Source organism: Neobacillus paridis, assembly GCF_016765675.1.
In the GTDB taxonomy this organism is placed as follows: Bacteria; Bacillota; Bacilli; order Bacillales; family Cytobacillaceae; genus Neobacillus; species Neobacillus paridis.
On record NZ_JAESWB010000005.1, the window covers coordinates 274,035 to 295,995 of the forward strand.

21 protein-coding genes are annotated in these 21,961 nt (G+C 40.8%); 6 read left to right on the forward strand and 15 right to left on the reverse strand.

Going from position 1 to position 21,961, the window contains the following annotated elements; genetic code table 11:
• Positions 1-187: 187 nt before the first annotated feature.
• From JK635_RS01280 to fosM, 7 genes are all read right to left on the reverse strand, one after another.
• Complete coding sequence (locus JK635_RS01280; protein WP_202651638.1) at positions 188-703, reverse strand: MgtC/SapB family protein; 516 nt, start codon at positions 701-703, stop codon at positions 188-190.
• Between the two features lie 264 nt (positions 704-967).
• Positions 968-2,038: a permease gene (locus tag JK635_RS01285; RefSeq protein ID WP_202651640.1), complete on the reverse strand. Its 1,071-nt coding sequence runs from the start codon at positions 2,036-2,038 to the stop codon at positions 968-970.
• A gap of 149 nt (positions 2,039-2,187) precedes the next feature.
• Positions 2,188-2,895: a LytA/YqiH family protein gene (locus JK635_RS01290; RefSeq protein WP_202651642.1), complete on the reverse strand. Its 708-nt coding sequence runs from the start codon at positions 2,893-2,895 to the stop codon at positions 2,188-2,190.
• 93 nt (positions 2,896-2,988) lie between these two features.
• Positions 2,989-3,774: an HAD family hydrolase gene (locus JK635_RS01295; protein WP_202651644.1), complete on the reverse strand. Its 786-nt coding sequence runs from the start codon at positions 3,772-3,774 to the stop codon at positions 2,989-2,991.
• Between the two features lie 173 nt (positions 3,775-3,947).
• Positions 3,948-4,688: a type I methionyl aminopeptidase gene (gene map, locus JK635_RS01300; RefSeq protein WP_202651718.1), complete on the reverse strand. Its 741-nt coding sequence runs from the start codon at positions 4,686-4,688 to the stop codon at positions 3,948-3,950.
• A gap of 619 nt (positions 4,689-5,307) precedes the next feature.
• Entirely contained in the window at positions 5,308-6,189 is an 882-nt protein-coding gene (locus JK635_RS01305; RefSeq protein WP_202651646.1) for an NAD-dependent epimerase/dehydratase family protein, read from the reverse strand.
• A 73-nt stretch (positions 6,190-6,262) separates the two neighbouring features.
• On the reverse strand, positions 6,263-6,685 hold the full coding sequence (gene fosM / locus JK635_RS01310; RefSeq protein WP_202651648.1) for a FosM family fosfomycin resistance protein: 423 nt from the start codon (positions 6,683-6,685) through the stop codon (positions 6,263-6,265).
• Between the two features lie 237 nt (positions 6,686-6,922).
• On the opposite strand from fosM, the gene JK635_RS01315 reads away from it, so the two are divergent.
• Both JK635_RS01315 and JK635_RS01320 read left to right on the forward strand, forming a co-directional pair.
• Positions 6,923-7,183 (forward strand): hypothetical protein, encoded by a 261-nt coding sequence (locus tag JK635_RS01315; RefSeq protein ID WP_202651650.1) that lies wholly within the window; start codon positions 6,923-6,925, stop codon positions 7,181-7,183.
• Positions 7,184-7,242: 59 nt separating this feature from the next.
• Entirely contained in the window at positions 7,243-7,509 is a 267-nt protein-coding gene (locus JK635_RS01320) for a hypothetical protein (protein ID WP_202651652.1), read from the forward strand.
• Positions 7,510-7,548: 39 nt separating this feature from the next.
• Here the strand turns inward: JK635_RS01320 and qoxD are convergent, their stop codons facing one another.
• The 4 genes from qoxD to qoxA are packed head-to-tail and all read right to left on the reverse strand — an operon-like array spanning position 7,549 to position 11,324.
• On the reverse strand, positions 7,549-7,830 hold the full coding sequence (gene qoxD / locus JK635_RS01325) for a cytochrome aa3 quinol oxidase subunit IV (RefSeq protein ID WP_202651654.1): 282 nt from the start codon (positions 7,828-7,830) through the stop codon (positions 7,549-7,551).
• 1 nt (position 7,831) lies between these two features.
• Positions 7,832-8,428, reverse strand: coding sequence for a cytochrome aa3 quinol oxidase subunit III (gene qoxC / locus JK635_RS01330; RefSeq protein ID WP_202651656.1), 597 nt, complete (start codon positions 8,426-8,428; stop codon positions 7,832-7,834).
• Complete coding sequence (gene qoxB / locus JK635_RS01335; protein ID WP_202651658.1) at positions 8,428-10,374, reverse strand: cytochrome aa3 quinol oxidase subunit I; 1,947 nt, start codon at positions 10,372-10,374, stop codon at positions 8,428-8,430. The genes qoxC and qoxB overlap by 1 nt, the downstream gene beginning before the upstream one ends.
• A 59-nt stretch (positions 10,375-10,433) precedes the next feature.
• A complete protein-coding gene (qoxA, locus tag JK635_RS01340) occupies positions 10,434-11,324 on the reverse strand; it encodes a cytochrome aa3 quinol oxidase subunit II (protein ID WP_202651660.1) in 891 nt (296 codons plus the stop codon).
• Positions 11,325-11,801: 477 nt separating this feature from the next.
• Here qoxA and JK635_RS01345 point away from each other — a divergent pair, with 477 nt between their 5' ends.
• A complete protein-coding gene (locus JK635_RS01345) occupies positions 11,802-12,110 on the forward strand; it encodes a DUF3870 domain-containing protein (protein WP_202651662.1) in 309 nt (102 codons plus the stop codon).
• Between the two features lie 48 nt (positions 12,111-12,158).
• Here the strand turns inward: JK635_RS01345 and JK635_RS01350 are convergent, their stop codons facing one another.
• The 4 genes from JK635_RS01350 to JK635_RS01365 form a co-directional block, all read right to left on the reverse strand.
• A complete protein-coding gene (locus JK635_RS01350) occupies positions 12,159-13,490 on the reverse strand; it encodes an aminotransferase family protein (protein WP_202651664.1) in 1,332 nt (443 codons plus the stop codon).
• 101 nt (positions 13,491-13,591) lie between these two features.
• Entirely contained in the window at positions 13,592-14,803 is a 1,212-nt protein-coding gene (locus JK635_RS01355) for an acyl-CoA dehydrogenase family protein (RefSeq protein ID WP_202651665.1), read from the reverse strand.
• Positions 14,800-16,014 (reverse strand): CaiB/BaiF CoA transferase family protein, encoded by a 1,215-nt coding sequence (locus tag JK635_RS01360; RefSeq protein WP_202651667.1) that lies wholly within the window; start codon positions 16,012-16,014, stop codon positions 14,800-14,802. The genes JK635_RS01355 and JK635_RS01360 overlap by 4 nt, the downstream gene beginning before the upstream one ends.
• 260 nt (positions 16,015-16,274) lie before the next feature.
• Positions 16,275-18,293 carry an oxidoreductase gene (locus tag JK635_RS01365; protein ID WP_202651669.1) on the reverse strand — a complete coding sequence of 673 codons (2,019 nt, stop codon included), beginning with the start codon at positions 18,291-18,293 and terminating at the stop codon, positions 16,275-16,277.
• A gap of 285 nt (positions 18,294-18,578) precedes the next feature.
• On the opposite strand from JK635_RS01365, the gene JK635_RS01370 reads away from it, so the two are divergent.
• The 3 genes from JK635_RS01370 to JK635_RS01380 all read left to right on the forward strand — a co-directional run bounded on the left by JK635_RS01370 (position 18,579) and on the right by JK635_RS01380 (position 21,827).
• Complete coding sequence (locus tag JK635_RS01370; protein WP_202651671.1) at positions 18,579-19,985, forward strand: sigma-54 interaction domain-containing protein; 1,407 nt, start codon at positions 18,579-18,581, stop codon at positions 19,983-19,985.
• Between the two features lie 97 nt (positions 19,986-20,082).
• Positions 20,083-20,226 carry a hypothetical protein gene (locus JK635_RS01375; protein WP_202651672.1) on the forward strand — a complete coding sequence of 48 codons (144 nt, stop codon included), beginning with the start codon at positions 20,083-20,085 and terminating at the stop codon, positions 20,224-20,226.
• On the forward strand, positions 20,223-21,827 hold the full coding sequence (locus JK635_RS01380) for a sodium:solute symporter family protein (protein WP_202651674.1): 1,605 nt from the start codon (positions 20,223-20,225) through the stop codon (positions 21,825-21,827). The genes JK635_RS01375 and JK635_RS01380 overlap by 4 nt, the downstream gene beginning before the upstream one ends.
• Positions 21,828-21,961 lie beyond the last annotated feature (134 nt).

Below are 21,961 nucleotides of genomic sequence, written 5' to 3' on the forward strand. Positions count from 1 at the left end.
ATCAGACCGTCGGAATATGAATTCAGCGAGAATTACTAAAAAGCGATAAATTTCTCATTTATCGCTTTTTATATAACATAGTTTACATAATATATTTATGATAAATTAGGTGCCTGACACCATTAAATATCTTTCACTATTCCCCTTCAAATGAGTCGATAATTCTTAGGAAATGAGCAAGAACATTTCAGGATCTTAAATTTCTCTTTATCCTTCGTTGTTCTTCTTTTTCGGTAACATTATGTTTTTCTTCGATGAATAGGCTGATTTTGGCTAAGATAAACGTAATCAATACGGATGCAAATACGATTCCGTAAAATCCGGCACCAATTCCGATGCCGACACCTCCGGCAAAAAACACCATGGCCGCTGAAGTTAATCCTTTGACTCGTAATCCGTCTTTTAAAATTAACCCCGCACCTAAAAAACCTAAACCGGATACAATTTGCGCTGTAAGGCGCATGGGGTCCATCCGATTATTGATATTTGAACTGCCAAAAAACTCGGCACTATAAATGGAAACAATCGTGATTAACGTACAAGTTACAGAAACATAAGTAAATGTCTTCAATCCTGCAGGCTTATTCTTAGCACTGCGGTCCCAACCAATAAACATCCCGAGTAGAGCACTAATTACAAGGCGAAAATAGATCTCCAAATTTTTTAAAAAATGCTCTTCATAAAAAATGCCTAAATGATCCATCCCCATTACCTCCCTATTTTGACAATTCAGTATATAAATTAGAGAGTTTAAGTATTCGTATTTCATTAATACGCTACAATACGAAAACATCTTAAATATATTGTTATTCATATGATGCTACTTTTTAGTTTAGAAAGAAATATTACTCGAGGAAGGTTATGGCTTTTTATTAATTAGGAAGCACTTTATTGGGCAACTGCTACTTTTTAACAATTCTAAAACATTGAAAAAGGAGCCGATCATTTCGACTCCTATCTGGAAAAATTATAGAAAGAACAGGCCTGCCACGCCGCTAAAAATACTTAAGACAATGACGCCACCTGCAACAAAGAATAATACCTTTTTTGGAAATGATTTTGCTACAAGTAATAAAGATGGCAGGCTGACAGAAGGCAATGCTAATAACAAGGCACCCGCTGGTCCACCGCCAAGACCAAAGGACATAAATGTTTGAATAATAGGAATTTCAGCAGCTGTCGGAATCACGAACAGCATGCCGGCAATCGCAAAGCCAATCACAGCCAGCAGGCTATTGGCAGAAGCCGCGCTGATGTGCGGGAATAGCCAGACACGCACTGCCCCCATCACCAGAACGGAAAGAAAATAAGTTGGAACAATATATAATATCATATCACCGATACTCTTCATCCATCTCGCGGCAAATGAACGATGATCCTGTTGTTCGCTGTTTTCTATCATTTTTTCAATCTCAATAGAGTCTACCTTTGGTGCAAAGCGGTTTGCCAAATAGCTGATGCCAAATGTTAACAAAACCCCAAATACAAGGCGTAGTGCAGTAAATTTCCACGATAACACAAAGGTCATGAAAATTAATGTTGCCGGATTAAGCGTCGGGTTTCCAATCCAAAATGCCAGGCTGGCTCCAACGGATGCTTTTTTCTTGCGTAGGCCGACTGCAATTGGTGCGGCGCAGCAAGTGCACATCATTCCCGGAAGCGAAGCAAAGCCAGCTGCAGCGGTGCTGCCAAAGGAAGTTTTTCCAAGCACCTTTAACAACCAATTCGTTGGCAGTAATACTTGGACTAATGAACCGATCAGAATACCGAAAACTGCAGCTTTCCAAACTGCTGTGAAATAAGCAACGGCATAAGACCAGGCGCTGCCCCATGATACTGCAGGCAAGTCAGCTTTATCACCTAGTATTGATGTCCCAATTGAATGAGTATTCGCTGCTAAAATTGCTTTATTTAAGTATGGATACCATTTTACGTATGAAAGACCGGCAATGGTTATCAAGAGAAAGATTATAGCATAAACAACAGTCTTTTTTGTCTTTGGCTGGGCTGCTGTTAATGAACTGTTTGCTTGCGCCATATTTTGTAAAACCTCCATAATAAAAAATCGAACTTCAAAATTATATCACAATAATATATAGATATTTATCTAAAAAATAGATAGATTGGATGATTTACTATCGATTATACAGAAGTAAAAAATCCCATAGATACGTCTATGGGATAAATCTATTGCATCTTGTTGTGCTCAAACCACTTAATTTCTTTTTGCCCGCTATCATTTTCTATATAAATAAAGGATATGGGATCGCCATCTTTATATAACTTTATTTGTTCACGGGCCTGGTCAGATAATTGAAAAGCGACTGCTTTTCCGTCGATATTAACCTCTATAGTGTGCGGATCGGCCAGCCCGACCAATTTCCCTTCTCCATGCTGATAGATTGAATTCCTTACATCAAACTGTTTGATTACTTTAGCCTTTACTTCTTTGGCCAATAAAAATACTTCGATTTTATAGCTGCCATTGACAAGACCGGGGATTTTAAATACGCGGCTGATTTCTTGATTTTTGTCTAATTTTACTTCTTTTAATGCCTGGGTTGCTAGTACTTCATCGGAATATTTTTTTAGCACATGACCGTTCCCGTCATATAAAATATAATCTGCTTCCAAACCGCTTGCAAAGTTTAGTTTTTGTAGGGTACCGGTTGAATTTCTAACTTTATAAGTTACGACCACATCCTGTTTCTCTTGCTTTATTTCCAATGTTGCCTCAAATTTGGTTTCGTTTTTATTTTCAGTTGGAGTTTCCGTTTTCGATGTACCGGGATTTTCCTTTTGATTTTTATTTGTATAACTATTGGTACCGCACCCTGACATCAGTCCAATCACCAAGGCCAAACACATGAGAGATACAATTCTTTTCTTTAACATCTCTTTCAATCCCCTTTAATGCCATATAGTGGTTTCATCTTTATAGTCGCATTTCCAGGTTAGAAAGTTACAAAACTTGAAGCCCTAGATATACTATTTGAATTTTTCCAGGATCGGAAATAGTTCACTTAGATGATGAATTTCGTATGTTGGAATCACTTCATTGCGTGCTTTGTTATGGCGGTTGATCCAAACCGAGCGGATGCCGGCTCGATTTGCTCCGAGAATATCAGTCATCAAATTATCCCCAACCATTAAGGCTTCGTCTTTTTCTAACGACAATAGCTGCAAAGCATGTTGAAAAAGGGACGGGTCGGGTTTGCCCCTGCCAAAATCCCCTGAAATAACAATTTGGTCAAAATAAGGGACGAGCTCCGGTGTAATTGTTAGTTTCGTATTTTGCAAGTCTGGTGAACCGTTTGTTAATAGTAAAAGCTGGTATTGATCTTTTAAAGCATCCAAAGTTTTAAACGTATCTTCATATACAAATGGGAGCTTTTTTCGATTCTCCGGAAAACTTTCGGCTAATTGAAAACCAAAATCAGCATCATCCACGCCCATTTTTTTCAGCCCCAACGTCCAGGCATCCTTCCGATATCCAGGGACGGTTTCTTTCATTCTGTTAAACTCTTCTTTTTCATCCAGAAAATTCCCCCATAACCCTTCAAAGGGATTGATTCCAATCATTTGGGTGAAAGGGTAGAATTCATAGCTGGAATAAAGCTGTCTTGCTGCTTCACGAACCGCTTCTTCGAGGGACTCGGGATCGATCCCGTAGCGCTGCTCGGCCAGTTTGCACGTAGCTTGAAACGCTTCTTTAACACTTTTCTGATCCCATAGCAGTGTATCGTCTAAATCAAAGAAAATCGCTTTTAACATGTAGGGGCCTCACTTTCGCATCACCAATAATTTTTCGAATATTTTATTTTATACAACTACTATACAGATAATTAGATTTGCAGGCAAGAAAAGCTGCGCTGGAACAGGCTTCAGGAAACCAAATTGGGTATAGAAATGGCAGGACCTATGATTAGATCCTGCCTCGCTATTCATTATAGTGTAGTAATAATCGGTCCATCTTTTGTCAGAATCATCGTATGTTCATATTGGGCAACAAAGCTTTCTTCGGTGATATAGGTCCATCCGTCTCCCTTTTCAAATACCTCATCTTCGAAAGTAGAAATAAATGGTTCGAAAGCAATCACCATTCCTTCCTTAAGTAATTCTCGATCAGAGGGTTCGTAGTAATTATACACATATTCTGGCGCTTCATGGATCGATCGGCCGACACCATGACCGGTTAGATTCGTAATGACGTTAAAGCCGTGCTGCCGTGCCGTTTGATATACTACCTTTCCAAGTCCGACTTTTCTCGCGCCGGGCTTTGCTTTTTTCAAGCCTGCTTCAAAAGCCAGTTTAGCCACCTGACATAAATTCTTCAGCACTTCATCACCATCGCCAACCACAATGGAAATACCGGTATCGGCAAAATAGCCGTTTTTGGAACCGGAAATGTCAATATTGACGAGATCCCCCTCTTGAATCACACGATCCCCGGGAATACCGTGGGCTACTTCTTCATTTACACTTATGCATGCATAACCAGGAAAATCATATTCTGCTTTGGGCGCAGACATAGCTCCCTCTTTTTCAAACATCTCACCAGCGATAGTATCCAGTTCCTTTGTGGTAATCCCTGGTACCGTTCTTCTAACCAGTTCATCCCGGATTGCCGCACAAATTCTGCCAATTTCCTTTAAACCGTTTATATCTTCTTCTGTTTTTACAATCATCATTAATCCCTGCTTTTTCTTTATTTATCTTTTTTAACTACGTAGTATATTGTAGCTTTATTTTATCGAAAAAAACAAGTCTATCATCATTTCACGGCAGTAACGGGCTTGCGTAATGTAAAACAGTGAGGCTTTAATTGTTAGAGAAATTGCTGTACTGCTACTTGACCGGACCACTCTTTCTTCATCGGTTTCGGGCACATAGAGTTTCTCTACTTGACCAAACGACTTCTTTTTCTTCAGTTTCGGGCACGTAGAGCCGCTCTACTTGACCGGGCGACTTCTTTTTCTTCGGTTTCGGGCATGTAGAACCTCCCTACTTGACCGGGCAACTCCTTTTTCATCGATTTCGGGCACGTAGGACTTCTCTTCATAATATCTAAAACCTTCCTTTTAGAATCAGGCCTCCGACGTAATTAGATGCTTTACCTGTTTGGGGTAACGATGATAAATTTATATTTCCTTTTTTCCAAAATCCTATTTTTTTGGCAAACCTCATTTTGGCTAGTATATATATGAAAGCGAAAGTAATGAATGAGAAAACTTCTTGGAAATATCCAAAAAAGAGCCGATAAAGTCAGCTCTTTTTCCCAAAATTACATTTTAAATTCCAATGACCCTATCCAATGTTGCTGGCAATCTTCTCAATTAACGGTTTCAACCAATCATGTAAATTAGTAAATTGAAACCCGCTATTCGTGGCTTTATCATTCGACATATACCAAGAAACGGGAATGGCGTAGGGAGAGCGAATTTCATCATTGCCAACTAAAGAAATTCTTGCCTGCTTTCCAACAGCTGTCTCGATTAATTTTATTAGTTCAAATAATGAAATTTTTCCGTTTGCTGTGGCATTAATCGGACCTGACACTTCCGCCCTACCTGCCCATGCTAAAAATTTTGCTGCTTCCACAGCCTGAATAAATGACATTTCTGCCTTCATATTTAAAAACCCAATGGGGTCCTCGTTCGCTATCCTTTCAATATGGAAATGTAAACGCCGTGTATAATCATCGGTCCCCATCACGATCGGGAAGCGAACAGCTACAACAGGAAATTGGGCATATTTGTAAAACACCGCTTCAGCCTGACGCTTCCCTTCTCCATATGTAAAGTCGGAACTATTGCCCATGCGGATTTCATAATGATACGGATCAAAGTCAGACTCAACTTTTTTGTTTCCATCCGCTTCATACACAGCCATTGTCGACGTGAACACAAGCTTGCCAATTTTCCCGTTGAATACTTCACAAAAGGCTTTGGCATCATTAGGAGAATAACAAATATTGTCATAGACAATATCAAAACTCCGCCCTTCAACACTCTTTGCCAATTCCTCCTTATTTGAGCGATTGACTAGTAGATGTTCGACTTTCCCCCCAAAAGGATTACCCGATTGTCCGCGAGTCACCACCGTAACATGATGCCCGCTTTCAAGTAATAACTCCACTAATTTGCGGCCAAAAAAACGAGTGCCGCCAAGAACTAAAATATTTTTCAACTGTTCTTCCTCCTAATCTAGGTTTCTTAAAAATCGCCACAGAAGATAGCTCAGTCATAATGATGTAGAAAGTTTATTCATAAAATTCCATATGAGATTTTTCCTTTTTATAGTAATCCAGTCTATCCTGCACTGTTCCTGTATGAAATTCGAACTTATGTCCATCAGGATCCATAAAATAAATAGACTTCTTATCTTTTGCGTCTCTTGACCGACCTGGAAGAATGTTTACATTCTGTTCAACCAATTTGCGGAAAATATTATCAAATTCTGCTTCCTCTATTGAAAAAGCAATATGTGTATACGACTGGTGAATCTCATTTCGGGGAATATCCTTCTCCTCATTTAAAGCAAGCCATATTCCCCGTAAATCAAAATAAGCTGTACTTCTCCCCTTGACTAACAGCTTTGCATCAAACACCTGTTGATAAAATTCTATTGAAGCCTCTAAATTAGAAACTGAAAATAATATATGATTAATACCGTGTATTTGCATCTTTTCACCTCATTAATTATCTTAAATAAGTACCCATGGAAAATGTAGTTAATATAAAAATCCGTTCCATACTGAATCAAATTTAGTTTCCTTGCCACAGATTGGGATGCGAAATTATCTCGTCAAATCGAATGGTGGTTCATTCACAAGTTTAATATTTTTTGACAATTTTGTGAACAAAGTTTTGACAATTTTGTGAACAATATGAATAATAGTATATAAGGAGGGATTAAAAAAATGTTAGAACAGCCAAAAATGTTTCAGGCAGTCATGATTTCAGGCGGCAGTTTACTTACTGCAGGGATTATCCTCTTCTTGTTTAGCATAATTGCAAACGGTTACAACAATGTTACTGGCATCAGTGTTGGCTTCATGATGGGGGCCGTGTTTATTTTTCTGATTGGAGCATTCTTTGTCGCCGCAGAGGAAATGCTGGAAAAAAGAGATCGCGGCAGCCAAGTCATCCCTCTGTACCTTACTAAGGGACGTCTTAAATAACACTCCTTTTCATACAAGGATCAATAAAATGTTTCAATCATAATAAGGGGGCCGTTCTAATGAATTCACGGATGAAAATATTACATGCCACCAAATGGGCCGGCAGTATAACATTAGTAATGGGTATCATGATATTTTTCTCTGGAATTGGAAGCGGTTTAATTCCAATTATCGGTATTGGTATCGGAACCATTGTGGGAGCGATCATGTTCTTTCTTATTGGCATGCTTTTTATCACCACCGAGGAAATGGTTGAAAATACAGATAAGGGAACAGAAATTTCTCCCATTAAACCAAGAAACGGACTGTATTTAGTAAAAAGATAGAGAGCATCCCAAAAGATGCTCCCCCTTCTTAACTTTATCCTACATATCCCAAAGGAAAATAAGTAATGTCCCAAATATGGTTACCAAGGCAATCCCGATCATAAAATAGACCTTACCGTAAATGATCCATTTATCTTCTGTTTCACCGGCATGCATGAACACAACAAGCTGCAAGAGAGCCTGCACAAATGCGGTGATTAACAGCACAGTTATCCCTTGAGCAAATGTCAAATCCAAGAAGTAGACTGCCAGGGCTGCTGCTGTCAGGACTAAGGAAAAGACAAAGCCCATTATTTGTTTTCGCGGAAATAATTCGCTCATCTTACATCATTCCTTTCAAGTAGATGAAGCTGAAGATAAAGATCCAAACAACATCTAAGAAATGCCAATAAAGTGAGAAAATAAATGATTTATTCGCCGTTTCTTTCGTCAAGCCGCGTTTTTTCAACTGCATGAGAATGGCCGACCCCCAGAATAATCCAAAGGTCACGTGCGCTCCATGTGTTCCCAATGTCAACATTAAAATTGCTGTAAAGGCACTCGTTTGCAGTGTTGCACCCTCATGGATATAGGTGATAAATTCATCAATTTCCAGGCCTAAGAATCCTAGACCAAGAAGAAGTGTAATCACAAAGAATGCAGTCATCGCCTTTTTGTTGCCAATCCGCATCGCGTGAACACCAAGTCCAATCGTAAAACTGCTGGTTAATAAAATGAGCGTTTCCATTAACACTGGCGTGATTTCAAAAATTTCCGTACCGCTTGGACCACCTCCAACTCGATGCTCCAACGTAAAATAGGAGGTAAAAAGAGTCGCAAACAGCATAATTTCAGCAGCAAGGAAAACCCAGAAGCCAAATATATTCAGTCCGTTTTGTTTTGTACTATACTCTAATGGCAGCGAGTGATCGATTTTCATTAGTTAGCACCTCGCAATTTGGTTTCAGTTTCTTCAATTTCTGCAACAGAAATGTAGCGGCCATGATCTTTTTCAAATGACCGATGGGCCATACAGGCGAAAATCGCAATGGTTGAAATAATCGCTGGAATCCAGAGTGAGAAGATCATCGAAAATCCCCAAACGAAGAAGATCGCGCTCATTATAAATGGAACTCCGCTATTATTGGGCATATGAATTTTTTCTACTTTTCCAGGGAACAGTACATGGCCATTTTTCTTGGCATCCCAGAATGCCTGACTTGAAGCAACATGCGGCTGCACGGCAAAGTTGTATTCCGGCACCGGAGTATGTGTTGCCCATTCAAGTGAGCGAGCATCCCAAGGATCGGCGCCAATATTTCTTGGTGCATACCGGACACTATGATAAACGTTGTAAACAATTAAAACAAAGCCGACAGCCATAATCATGGCCCCAACGAATGAAACCATATTTAACGTGCTGAAACCAGCTGCTGCCGAGTAAGTGTACATCCGGCGTGCCTGACCATCCAAACCGGTAACATACATTGGAAGAAATGCCAAACAGAAGCCAACTGTAAGCAGCCAGAAAGTCCATTTTCCAATTCGTTCATTTAACATAAAGCCAAACATTTTTGGCCAATAGAAGGTAAGGCCAGCCAGCATCGCAAACACTACCCCCGGAATAATCGTGTTATGAAAATGGGCAACTAAGAACATCGTGTTATGGTATTGATAGTCAGCCGCCGACATTGCCAGCATAACTCCGGTTACCCCACCAAGAACAAACAATGGAATAAACCCAATTGAATACAGCATTGGGACAGTAAAGCGAATTTTTCCTCTCCACATGGTGAACAACCAGTTAAAGATTTTCACCCCTGTTGGGACGGAAATCATCATCGTTGTAATTGAGAAGAAGCTATTCGCTAGTGCCCCTTGGCCCATCGTAAAGAAGTGGTGTGCCCAAACTACACATGATAGACCAGAGATAATCACCATCGAAGCCACCATTGATTTATAGCCATAAAGGTTACGCCCGGCAAATGTTGAAATAATTTCACTATATAAGCCGAATGCCGGCAGGATTAAGATATAGACTTCCGGATGCCCCCAAACCCAGAACAGATTGGCCCAAAGCATATCCATACCGCCGTTTGTCGATGAGAAGAAGTTGGTTCCAAATAATCTGTCCATCGTTCCCATGACAAGTGCCACTGTTAAGACTGGGAAAACCGTCACGATAATCAGGTTTGTTACTAACGTAGCCCAAGTAAACATCGGCATTTTCATTAAGGTCATACCCGGTGCTCTCATTTTTAGAATGGTTGTAATCATGTTAATTCCAGTCATGAGCGAACCAAGACCGGAGATCTGAATTGCAATCATATAATAGTTAGTCCCAACTGACGGACTGAATTCATTCCCAGCAAGCGGGAAATAAGAAGTCCAGCCAGCATCAGGTGATCCGCCGACAACAAAAGAGATATTAAACAGCATCGCACCAAAGAAGAACAGCCAGAAACTTAAGGCGTTTAGTCTTGGAAAGGCGACATCCCGTGCGCCAATTTGTAACGGTACAAGAAAATTCATAAAGGCAAAGATAAACGGCATGGCCATGAAAATAAGCATGATGACACCGTGAGTGGTAAAAATTTCATTGTAATGCTGGGCATCGAGCAGCTTATTATCCGGTACAGCCAGCTGAGCACGCATCATAATCGCGTCCACTCCACCCCGGAATAACATAATCAAGGCAGAGATTAAATACATAATGCCAATTCTTTTATGATCAACGGTGGTTAACCATTCACGCCATAAATAACCCCATTTTTTAAAATAGGTTAACCCTGCAATAATGGCAATTAAAGTAAGACCAATTGCCACCATGGAAGCATAGATTGCCAGACTTGGATTTGGCACGGCAAAACGTTCCAAGAACTCCATTCTTTATTGACTCCTTTCGGAAAAAATATTTATCATAACGATCATTAAACGTTCAATTATTACTTTTGATTATTGTTTTTTTGCAGCAGCTCCTCTGCATTACAATCCACCGGTTTACCTGAGGCACTGTGATTGTGTTCCGGAGCAGGTTTAAAGTCTAAATGAGTACCCGTGAAGGTCATTTGTCCAAGATGGCCGGGTTTTAATAACTCATTAAATTTCTTTTCTGTCAGCGGTTTTGCTGTTTGCTTCACATCTTTTACCCATTTATCAAAATCTTTCTCCGGTACGGCTGTTACATTAAACATGTTTTCGGCAAAGCCTTTTCCGCTGAAATTGGCGTTCCGGCCGATCATTTCACCCGGTTCATCAGCAGCCAGGTGCAAGGTCGTCACCATGTCAGCCATTGCATATTTTTGACCACCAAGCTGAGGAATCCAGAAGCTTGTTATCGGTCCATAAGAATAAAGCTTAAACTCAATCGGTCGATCTGTAGGAATATACAAATAATTAACTGTCTCAATATCTTCCTCGGGATAACTAAAATGCCATTTCCAGTTAGAGGAGGAAGCATAAATAACTAAAGGTTCCTTATCCTCATATGCTTTTGGTTTTGCTTCCACAATGTAGTTACTTTGAACTGATACAAATGAAAAGTAGGTAACGATGATTACCGGAATACCTACACAAAGCGCCTCAACCCATTTATTCCCCTCAATGTGCGGCGGTTCATAGTCCGGACTTTGCTTGGAAGCACGATACTTAAATAACACATAAATCAAAATTGTAAATACCACAATCACAATAAATGACATGATTCCAATTGATATTAAAATATCATGGGCTTGCCTTTCGGCTTGCGGTCCCTTTGGGTCAAGGACCTTTAGCGGCTCACAACCCGTAAGCACAGTGACAATAGTAAAAACAAACGCTAAAAAAAGGCGTTTCATTTTGTCATATCCCCTTTCTTTGAATAGATAAAATTTACATCCCCTAAAGTGTGATTTACATCACTTATTTAATAACTATAATAATATGAAAAACTGGAAAACACACCGATTTGCAGTAGATGTCACCAAATGTTCAAAATTAATTTGACAATTACAAAAAAACAAACCGTTTATTGGCATTTTGTATAAAAATGAATTATTATAATATATTTATCACCTTATTACCTACAGGGGTATTATTATTATTTTTCCATACTTTTTCGAAATAGTATCTTTTCAGCAAAGAAAATCCCCTATCGAAAAATATTGGACAGGGGATTTCCAACATTAAAACTAAAGTTGAATAATTTTAATGGATACTTCTATTATCTTTATTTTCCAAAACTCATTAATTACCCTCCTTTGCAATTTTTTTCTTATCATTTCTAACCTTTTGTATTATTCTAAAAATAAAGTTAATTTTGGGAGAGTGATTAAATGAATACCATTTTTATTGCTGGACATGCAAAGCTGCCGACGGGGATGGCTGCTAGAAGTGTATATGAAACGTTGACGATTACTGCGGAAATTGATAAAAATTTTGGTGTAATAGTAGATGCTTCCTGTACGCTGGCTACTGAGCATGGAAGGGATTTTATTACAAGACTTTTAAAAGGACATAGCCTTCGTAATGGAATAGAGGTTCCCCTTGAACAATTAAAAAAGGGCTATTTAGGAAAAGCTAGTCATGCATTGATTGCCGCATTAAAAGATTTATATAAGCAGTACGAGACGCTTCACCAATAAAGGAGAACGGCCCCTAAGTCAAAAAGGGCAGCGGGGCCTACCTTTATCTTATAAACTATTTTCAACAGCTAATAGTGATTCGCGAAGAATGGCGAGAAGCTCTTCAATTTCCTGCTTATTAATCACCAGGGGAGGTGAGAAAACAACGGTATCCATTCCCTCAAAGACCACCGTTCTCACAATAAGGCCTCTTTTTGCCGCTTCGGTACTTACCTTTGGTGAAATAGGTGTCGGGAATCTCTTCTTAGTGACAGGGTCAATGATCTCGACTGCGCCAATTAACCCTAATGCCCGAACCTCACCAACAATATCAATCTCTTCTTGAATTTTTTTAAAACCTTTTAACAGCTCTTCACCCATCAACCGAGAATTTTCCACTAAGTTTTCTTTCTCAATAATTTCAATATTTTTTAACGCAACTGCACAGGCTGTCGCATGACCGCTGTAAGTATAGCCATGCAGCAGGACACCGTCGGATAGAGCAATCAGTTCTTGATGGATTCGTTCGGTTAATACAACAGCACCAAGCTGAATGTAGCCGCTGGTTATGCCTTTTGCTAATAGCATAACATCGGGAACCACATTATAATGCTCACAGGCAAATAGTTTGCCAGTTCGGCCAAACCCGGTAATCACCTCATCAGCAATAAATAAGATATTGTTTTCATCACAAATTTTTCTTACTGCTTGAAAATAACCGTCTGGAGCAATATTGACTCCGCCGGCACCTTGTACAGGCTCAGCAACGAAGGCTGCGATTTTTTCAGCGCCTTCTCTGACAATGCATTCCTTTAAATCTTCAGTAGAAAACGTATCAACATGAAGAAAATCAGGTGCTAAGGACGATGTCATCTCCTGGAAAGGAGTAATGCCAGTCGCACTCGTTGCCCCGATGTTCACCCCATGATAGCCTTTTCTGCGTGAAATGATTTTTGTTTTTTGTGGAAAACCTTTTAATTTCCAATAATAGCGAACTAATTTGTAAGCGGTGTCATTTGATTCGGACCCACCGGATGTAAAGAATACGGCATTCAGATCACCAGGGGTAATTTCTGCAATCTTGGCAGCAAGCCGGATTGCTGGTTCGTTACTGAAAGATGAAAAAGAGTTGGTAAATGCCAGTTTTTCCATTTGCTCACGGGCTGCCTCCGCCAATTCCTTTCTGCCGTAGCCAACATTGACATTCCATAAAGATGACATACCTTCCAGCACTTTTTTACCGCTAATGTCCGTTAAATATACCCCATTGCCTTCTGTAAAAATAAACGGCGCTCCAGATTCCTGCTGCTGTTTTAAAGAGGAAGTAGGATGGATAAAATGCCGTTTATCCAACTCCACCAATGCATCTTTAACAGTGCTTTGTACCTGGTTTTGGCTCATAATATTTCTCCCCTTTGTTGGACCTTCAGTGATGGGGACTCCCCACAATAAAATCAGGGAAGTCCCACACTTTCTATTTCTATGATATTGATCCCATATATTTAACTATTTTTTATCGTTTCTTTCTCAAATGGCCAAGCCGGAAGCATTTTATTTAATGGTTTATCTTCACGATATCCAAGTACATATTCAGCCTGCATAATGGTATGAATTTCTCTCGTTCCTTCATAAATAACCGGTGCTTTCGAATTTCTTAAGAAGCGTTCAACCGGATACTCACTTGAAAATCCATAAGCACCGTGAATTTGCACCGCATCATCTGCCGCCTTATTGGCAAAATTACAGGCTTGCCATTTGGCTAGTGACGTTTCTCTTGTGTTACGCACCCCTTTGTTTTTTAACTCGCCGACACGATATACCAGTAAGCGGCTCATTTGCAATCCGGCCTCCATATTGGCAATCATTTGCTGCACAAGTTGATGGCGGCCAATTTCTTTGCCGAATGTTTTCCGTTCATGACAATACTTAACGCTTTCCTCCAAGCTTGCCATAATGAGACCGACTGCCCCAGCAGCCACAGTGAAGCGGCCATTATCAAGCGCAGCCATCGCAATTTTGAAGCCTTCACCCTCCTGACCAAGTAAATTTTCCTTTGGAACTCTTACGTTATCAAAGAATAACTCGCCTGTATTTCCCGAGCGAATCCCCATCTTTCCTTTAATCGCTTTAGATGAAAATCCAGGCATTGTCCGCTCCACGATAAAGGCAGAAATACCATGATGCTTTTTCGATTTGTCCGTGTAGGCAAACACGATAAAATGATCGGCTACATCACACAAGGAAATCCACGTCTTTGATCCATTTAAAATATAGCCATCTCCATCTTTTACCGCCGTTGTCTGCAAAGAGGCCACGTCAGAACCCGCTCCCGGCTCCGTTAGCCCAAAGGCCCCGATTTTTTCCCCTTTAGCCTGGGGAACGAGGTATTTTTGTTTCTGCTCTTCGCTTCCCCATTGTAAAAGGGTAAGACTGTTTAAACCGATATGAACTGATACCGCTGTCCGAAAGGCTGTGTCACCTCTTTCCAGTTCTTCACAGACAATTGCCAGCGAGTTATAATCCATGCCGCTGCCGCCATATTGTTCGGGGATACATACACCCATAAGATCTAACTCACTTAATCGCTTCCAAATAATTGGATCGAATGCCCCTTGTTCATCCCATTCTTGCATATTTGGGATAATTTCTTTATCTACGAAACTTCTAACCATCTTCCTTAGCATTTCTTGTTCTTCGGTAAAGTCAAAATTCATAATGAGAACGCCTCCTGGTAAATTTGAATAATATTTTTTTCTTTTAAATGCTCAATTTCCTCTTGTGAATATCCTGCTTGTTGAAGAATTTCCGCCGTATGTTCCCCGGCAATTGGCGGGTGACGCTCGATTTTTGTTTTTGTTCTTGAAAGCTTAATAGGGGAACCGACGAGCTTGATTTCCCCTGCTTCGGGGTGGTCCATGTGCGCGACCATGTCGCGCGCAATGACTTGTGGGTGGTTAAATACCTGATCCATTGTGGCAATTGGACCACATGGAATATTATGTTGGGAAAATAACTCCAGCCACTCTTGAATTGGCTTTCCTTGCAGCCGGCTTTCCAAAATATCGGTTAGTTCCTGCTTATTTTTTACCCTTGCCTCATTCGTGTGAAATCTTTCATCCGCTGCAATTTCACTGATTCCCATCACTTCGCATAGTGTCGCAAACTGGCGGTTATTTCCGACCGCGATAATCATTTCTCCATCCCGTGCCTTAAATTTTGAATACGGGACAATATTAGGGTGATCATTTCCCAATCTCCTCGGGATGGTTCCGGACATTAAATAATTGCTGGCTACATTGGCTAGCGAGCTTACCGCTGTGTCCATTAGCGACATATCAATTTTTTGCCCCTCACCGGATTTTTCCCGTTCCAGCAGTGCGGCTTCAATCGAAATCGCCGAATACAAACCTGTTAAAATATCAACCATTGCCACACCAATTTTCATCGGGCCGCTTTCTTCGCTCCCGGTGATGCTCATCAGCCCGCTCATCCCTTGGATAATATAGTCGTATCCGGGCAGATGCCGGTATGGTCCCGTTTCACCAAATCCGGTAATCGAACAATAGACCAGCCGTGGGTTCATATGTTTTAGAGAATCGTAGTCCAAAGACCAGTTTTCCATCGATCCGGTTTTAAAATTATGAATCAAAACATCCGCTTCTTTAGCCAATGTTCGAATGATTTCCCTGCCTTCTTCCGTTTTCAGATTGACAGTAATGCTCCGCTTATTGCGATTGGCACATAAGTAATAGGCACTTACACCGTTTTGGAACGGTGGCCCCCATGCCCTCGTCTCATCGCTGCCCCCCGGAGCCTCGACTTTAATCACATCTGCGCCAAGATCAGCAAGGATCATCGTACAATAGGGACCGGCGAGCACCCTTGTCAAATCTAATACTTTCAAGCCGGTTAAAGCTCCCATCAAATTACACCTCCCGTCAAAAAAAATTCAAAAACGAATAAAAGCCAGCCCAAACACACGCAATGGTGGTATGGACTGGCTTAACGATCCATTTAACCCAGCCGGCTAAGGCTGGAAGTGGAAACTTATCAGTCGGTTTTATTCATTTTTTGGCTAAAATTCTTCATTACCTGCCGCTGTTTAAACGGATAGGATGAAGGAATATCTTAATTTTACGAGAATTTTCTGAATTATTCAAGCTATTTTTGAAAAAAATATACTTCTTATTGTGTGCTCGACTTGCTGAAGCTGGTATTTATTTTATCGTCTTTGTCTTCAATTCCAAGCTTTAATGATTGTATCAGACCCTCGTACGTGGCTTCTTCTATGGTTCTTGGGGCCAAGCAATCACCAATTTGCCATACATGAGGTGCTAAATTCTTAATTTGTTCAAATAATTCATTATTTGGAACCCTACCAAGCGAGAGAACAATCGTGTCCCAGTTTTCCACCTTTTCTGTTTCGTAGGAAAATAAATTACGAATCACGACGGTGTTGCCAATAATCTCGCCTAAATCATAATGCGGCAGCATTTTTACCTTCAGCTTATAAAGCTTTTTCAAATATTCGTTTCTCAAATATTGATGGACCTCTTCTCCGATGTAAAGCCGCGCTGAAATCAAGGTTACTTGGTGTCCTTTTTCAGCTAAGTCAAGCGCTGCTTCCATCCCTGGCCAATCCCCGGCAAAATCAAATACCAAGACATTTTTACCGATGGTCTGATTTTGCTTATTAAATAGTTCATCCACTGTTACGACTCTTGAGTCGTTAATCCCTAAAACATTCGGAATGTATGGTCTAGAACCAGTAGCACAAACAATGGCATCCGGCGCGATTGTACGAATATCTGCCGGCTTAATCGCGGTACCAAGTTGTACTTTTACATTACTATTGGATAGCTTTCTCATATAATTATCAAGCATGGATTCAGCCAATTCATGTCTCATCGGTGCGCGTCTCAAAGTATGCAGCAATCCACCCACTTTGTCAGCTTGATCTGCCAAAATTACCTCGTGGCCCTGTTCATCCAAAGTGACGGCTGCTTGCATTCCAGCAGGTCCTGCGCCAATAACTAGAACTTTCTTTTTCTCTTTTTTCCGGTTCTTGAGTGCCTGAACTAGATTTTCTTTACCCGCTGAGGGATTTTGGACACAGCCAATGGTTAATCCTTTATGATAATGGCCAATACAGGCCTGTAGACAGCCGATACAGGCATCAATGAACGGCAAATTTCCTGATTTTGCTTTATTGGGCATTTCCGGGTCAACAATTAACGAACGAGTCATGCCAACGACATCTGCTTTACCTGATGCCACAATTTGCTCTGCCTCCACTGGGTCGACAATCCGTGAGCCTACGAATACTGGGACAGCTCCGGCCATCCGGATTTTAAACGATTGCGGTGTCACATAGCCATGTTTGATCGGGGAAGGCGGTACAATATGCGTTGAACCGGCAAACGTACTGGAATCCCCGGCTGTGACATCAATAAAATCCAATCTGACTTTATCAACCAAATATTCAACGATTTTGACTGCATCTTTAATGGTTGTACCGTCCATTGTCATTTCATCGGCGCTCATGCGGATTCCGACCGTGAAATCATCACCTACCTCTTCCCATACCCGCTCGATTACCTCGACAATAAAACGCATCCGATTTTCAAAAGAACCGCCATATTCATCGCTCCGAAAATTCGTATGTTCCGCCCAAAATTGCGCCGGTAAATAGCCGTGGGAACAACAAATTTCAACACCGTCTAATCCACCTTCTTTCGCTAATTTAGCGGAAAGGGCAAAACCTTCAATTACTTCTTTAATTTCCTCTATGCTCATCGGCTTGGGCATGGTGCTAAAGCGAAGGCTGGGAACCGCGGACGGAGCCCATGCGGCATTGCGGTAATCGCTAGATACGACTTCCCTGCCGCCATGAAATAATTGCGAAAACACTTTTGTTCCGTATTGATGAACTTCATTTGCCAACTCTAAATATGCAGGTACTACATTTTTATCAAATCCGGCAATGGTATTGGTTGTCAGCATCCCTGAAGGATGCACGGCTGCTGCCTCAAGGATAATTAAACCCGTTCCGCCTTTTGCCCGGGCCGCATGATAAGCTGTCATATCTGTTGTGGGGATTCCATCGATGACATGGTTGGTTTGATGTGCTGTACTGAGAATCCGATTTTTCAATATAGTGCTTCCAATTTCAACTGGGCTAAATAAATGTTTAAATTGTGTCAAATTTGTTCACTCCCTGTAAAAGTCTGCATAAAGATAGCTAGCAAAAATCGTGCCAACATTTTTGGAACTTGCTATAAAAAAGTTTTTTCTAAAAATTATAACAATTCGCAAAAAATGTATTATAATGGCTGGTATAAACGAACCTTTTTTGCAACAAACCGTTGCAAAAAAGGTTCACCCGATATAAACTGCATTTTTAAAAGCTATTTATCTTAATTTGAGTCAGAGAGCCTGATTTGGTGATGCAAAATGTGTTCAAATATTATATAAAAGGAGGGGAGCAGGTTGGATCGTGACCAATACATTGAAAAAATAAACAATTTACAACAGCAATTAGACAGCGCCATGGAAAAAATTAAAGAACTCACCCATGTGCTGAACTCTACTTATGACGAAATTTTTGTGACCGATGCGAATGGACAAGTATTATTTGTTAGCGAATCGTGTGAACATTTTACCGGCCTGCCGCCGGAAGCATTTGTCAATAAAAACATCTATGATCTGGTGGAACAAGGGATTATTAAAGAATCGGTAACGGTGAAAGCGATGGAGACACAGACAATTCAATCATTGGAGCAGCAATACCCGAACGGTAAAACGGTGCTGGCGACAGCCAAACCCGTATTTGATGAAGACGGAAATTTATTTCGGATTGTCTGTAATTCACGGGATATTTCTGAGCTAGTAGAGATGAAACGGAAGCTGTCAGAGATCCACTCTATCCAACATGAACAACAGGTTATAATTGAATCTGCCGGGCAGCATACGTTCATTACACAGTCCGAAAACATGATTTCAACGATAAAGTTGGCCAAGAAAGTTGCCCCTTTAGATTCTTCTATTTTTATCCACGGAGAATCAGGTGTAGGTAAAGGAGTGTTGGCCAGGATTATCCACGAAAACAGCCCAAGAAAGACAAAACCATTTATCCAAGTAAATTGCGGGGCGATTCCTGAGGCCTTGTTGGAATCCGAATTATTTGGTTATGAAGCTGGAGCATTTACCGGCGCCAACAAACGCGGAAAACCAGGTCTGGTTGAAACGGCGGACGGAGGGACTTTGTTCTTGGATGAAATTGGGGAAATGCCGCTGGAGCTGCAGGTTAAAATCCTGCACTTAGTCCAAGAGAAATCATTCAAAAAAGTTGGCTGCACCCAGGAAAAACACGTCGATATTCGAATCATTTCAGCAACCAATAAAGACTTACTCGAGATGATCGAAAATAAATCATTCCGCCAGGATCTATATTACCGTTTACACGTTGTTCCGCTAAAAATTCCGCCGTTAAGAGAGCGGAAGCAGGATATTTTGGCGCTAACTGATTATTTTCTCGAAAAATTCAACAGCAAATATGCACAGCACATCCAGTTAGATGAAAATGCTAAATTAGTAATCCAACTCCAAGAATGGCCCGGGAATATCAGGGAACTTGAAAACTTCATGGAGCAGCTGGTTGTAACTGCCCAAAAATCAGTAATTGGTATGGAAGATTTACCATTCACAATGGACCGTAGATTTCATCGGGAACAATCACTTCAGATCATGCCATTAAAAAAAGCTGTGGAAGAGACGGAAAAACAAATCCTTTCCAATGCTTTATTGAAATATAAGACGACTAGAAAAATGGCAAAGGCCCTTGGGGTCAATCAAACAACAATCATGAGAAAACTCCACAAGTATAATCTAAACTAACATGTAAGGTCATATATTACACTTAACTGAATTTTTTGAATTGGCACGAAATTTGCATAATTTTTTTATGAAACTAAAATGCAAAGGAGTGTAGTATATGGGGGAATTTATTTTTTCATTAGGCTATGGTGGATCTCTCATTGTTCTTGGACTGATTACACATTTATTTATTCGGAAGATGAATCATGATGTGATAGCAAACCAGTCGGCAAATACCGATAAAAGGACGGGGATTTCATGATTTATACAATTGGTATCATTGTCTCCTTCCTGTTATACGCACTTATCGGGGTGTTTTTGTCAAAACGGGTTAAAAACTCTGAAGAATATTATGTTTCGGGGAGGAAAGGTTCCACTCTGATGGTAACCGGAACATTAGTCGCCTCATTCCTAAGTACCGTATCGTTTATGGGGGAGGCAGGATTTTCATATGAAGGCTACCCGATTCTGCTATTAATACTCGTCATTTTTAATGCGACTGGATATGTAATTGGGGTCTTTTGCTTTGGCCGCTATTTGAGGAGAAGTAAATCGTTGACTGTCCCCGAATATTTTGGGGACCGCTTTCAATCGAATAAAGTCAGAATGGCAGCAGCGATTACGACAATCCTAGGGATTTCTGCGTACCTGGTCGCCGTCACCCAAGGCGGTGCAGTGCTATTATCCGAGATCTCTGGTGCTTCCTACCCAGTTGCTTTGTTAATCATGTGGCTTGCCTATGCGTCGTTCACTGTACTTTCCGGGGCAAAAGGAGTCATGGTAAATGATACCATCATGTTCTTCTTATTTTCGATTGCAACGTATATTTCTTTTCCCTATATTATTGGAAAAGCCGGCGGGTTTCCCGACGCGATCATCAAAGCGGCGACAAATCCTGACCGCCCTGATTTATTGAGCTGGCATGGCATTACCGGCCCTAACGCCTATATGGGAGCACCATGGGAAGCATTGCTTTGGGCCATTATTCTTGGTTTAGTTTGGTCTGCCGTTATCGCCATCAGCCCGTGGCAGAGTAGCCGCTACCTAATGGCAAAGAATGAGCATGTCGCCATCCGTTCAGGGGTCTGGGCCACGATTTCCATCATCACGATTTACTTATTCCTTCATATCAGCATTTCAACGATTACAACCGTCAATCCAAATATCAAACCAACTGAAAAAGTATTTATTTGGGCGGCGATGAATATGGTTCCAAAATGGTTAGGAGTGATTATTGTCAGCGGCATTATGGCTGCAGCCTTATCATCCTGTGCAAGCTTCCTGCAATTAATTGGCAGCAGCATCACCCGCGATATTATGGAACAATCCCGTAACAAAACTTATACAGATTCGCAATTGCTACGTACAAGCCGAATTTCCATGATTATTGTAAGTATCATCATTCTGCTAATCGGGTTATGGCAGCCGCCTTCTATCATGTGGATTGGCTACTTCGCCGCTACCCTTTTTGCCGCCTCATGGGGACCGGTGGCCTTTGCCAGCATTTATTCGAAAAAAATTACCAAAACCGGGGCGTTGTGGAGTATTATCGTTGGGTTTTTAGGAGTTGTACTGGGAGAATCGTTGAAAAAATTTGGCGTCACATTGCCTGTTTATTTAAATCCTGTCATTATTGGGGTTGTTCTTAGCTCTCTGGCTCTATATATTGGCTCTAAATTTGGAACGATCACCATGGAAGAAAAAGAGTTTCAGAAAAATATCTTACAAAGGCCGATTGAGCCGAATGAAAAAGAAGAAATGGCTGTTTCAAAAAGATACCCATTTTACCTGGTTGCGAGCGGCATTGTGATTATCATTGTTACCTTCATTTTTTACTATTGGCCGTTGCAGCTTGCGATGTAAAACTAAGAAGGGGCTGTCCGATAAGTCCCTAAAATAAAGCAAGTGGAGAAAAACGACACGTTTTTCTCCACTTGCTTTTGTATTTTTTCGACTTTTATCTGAAAGTAGCTGGCGGATGCCTGCTACTTTCAGTA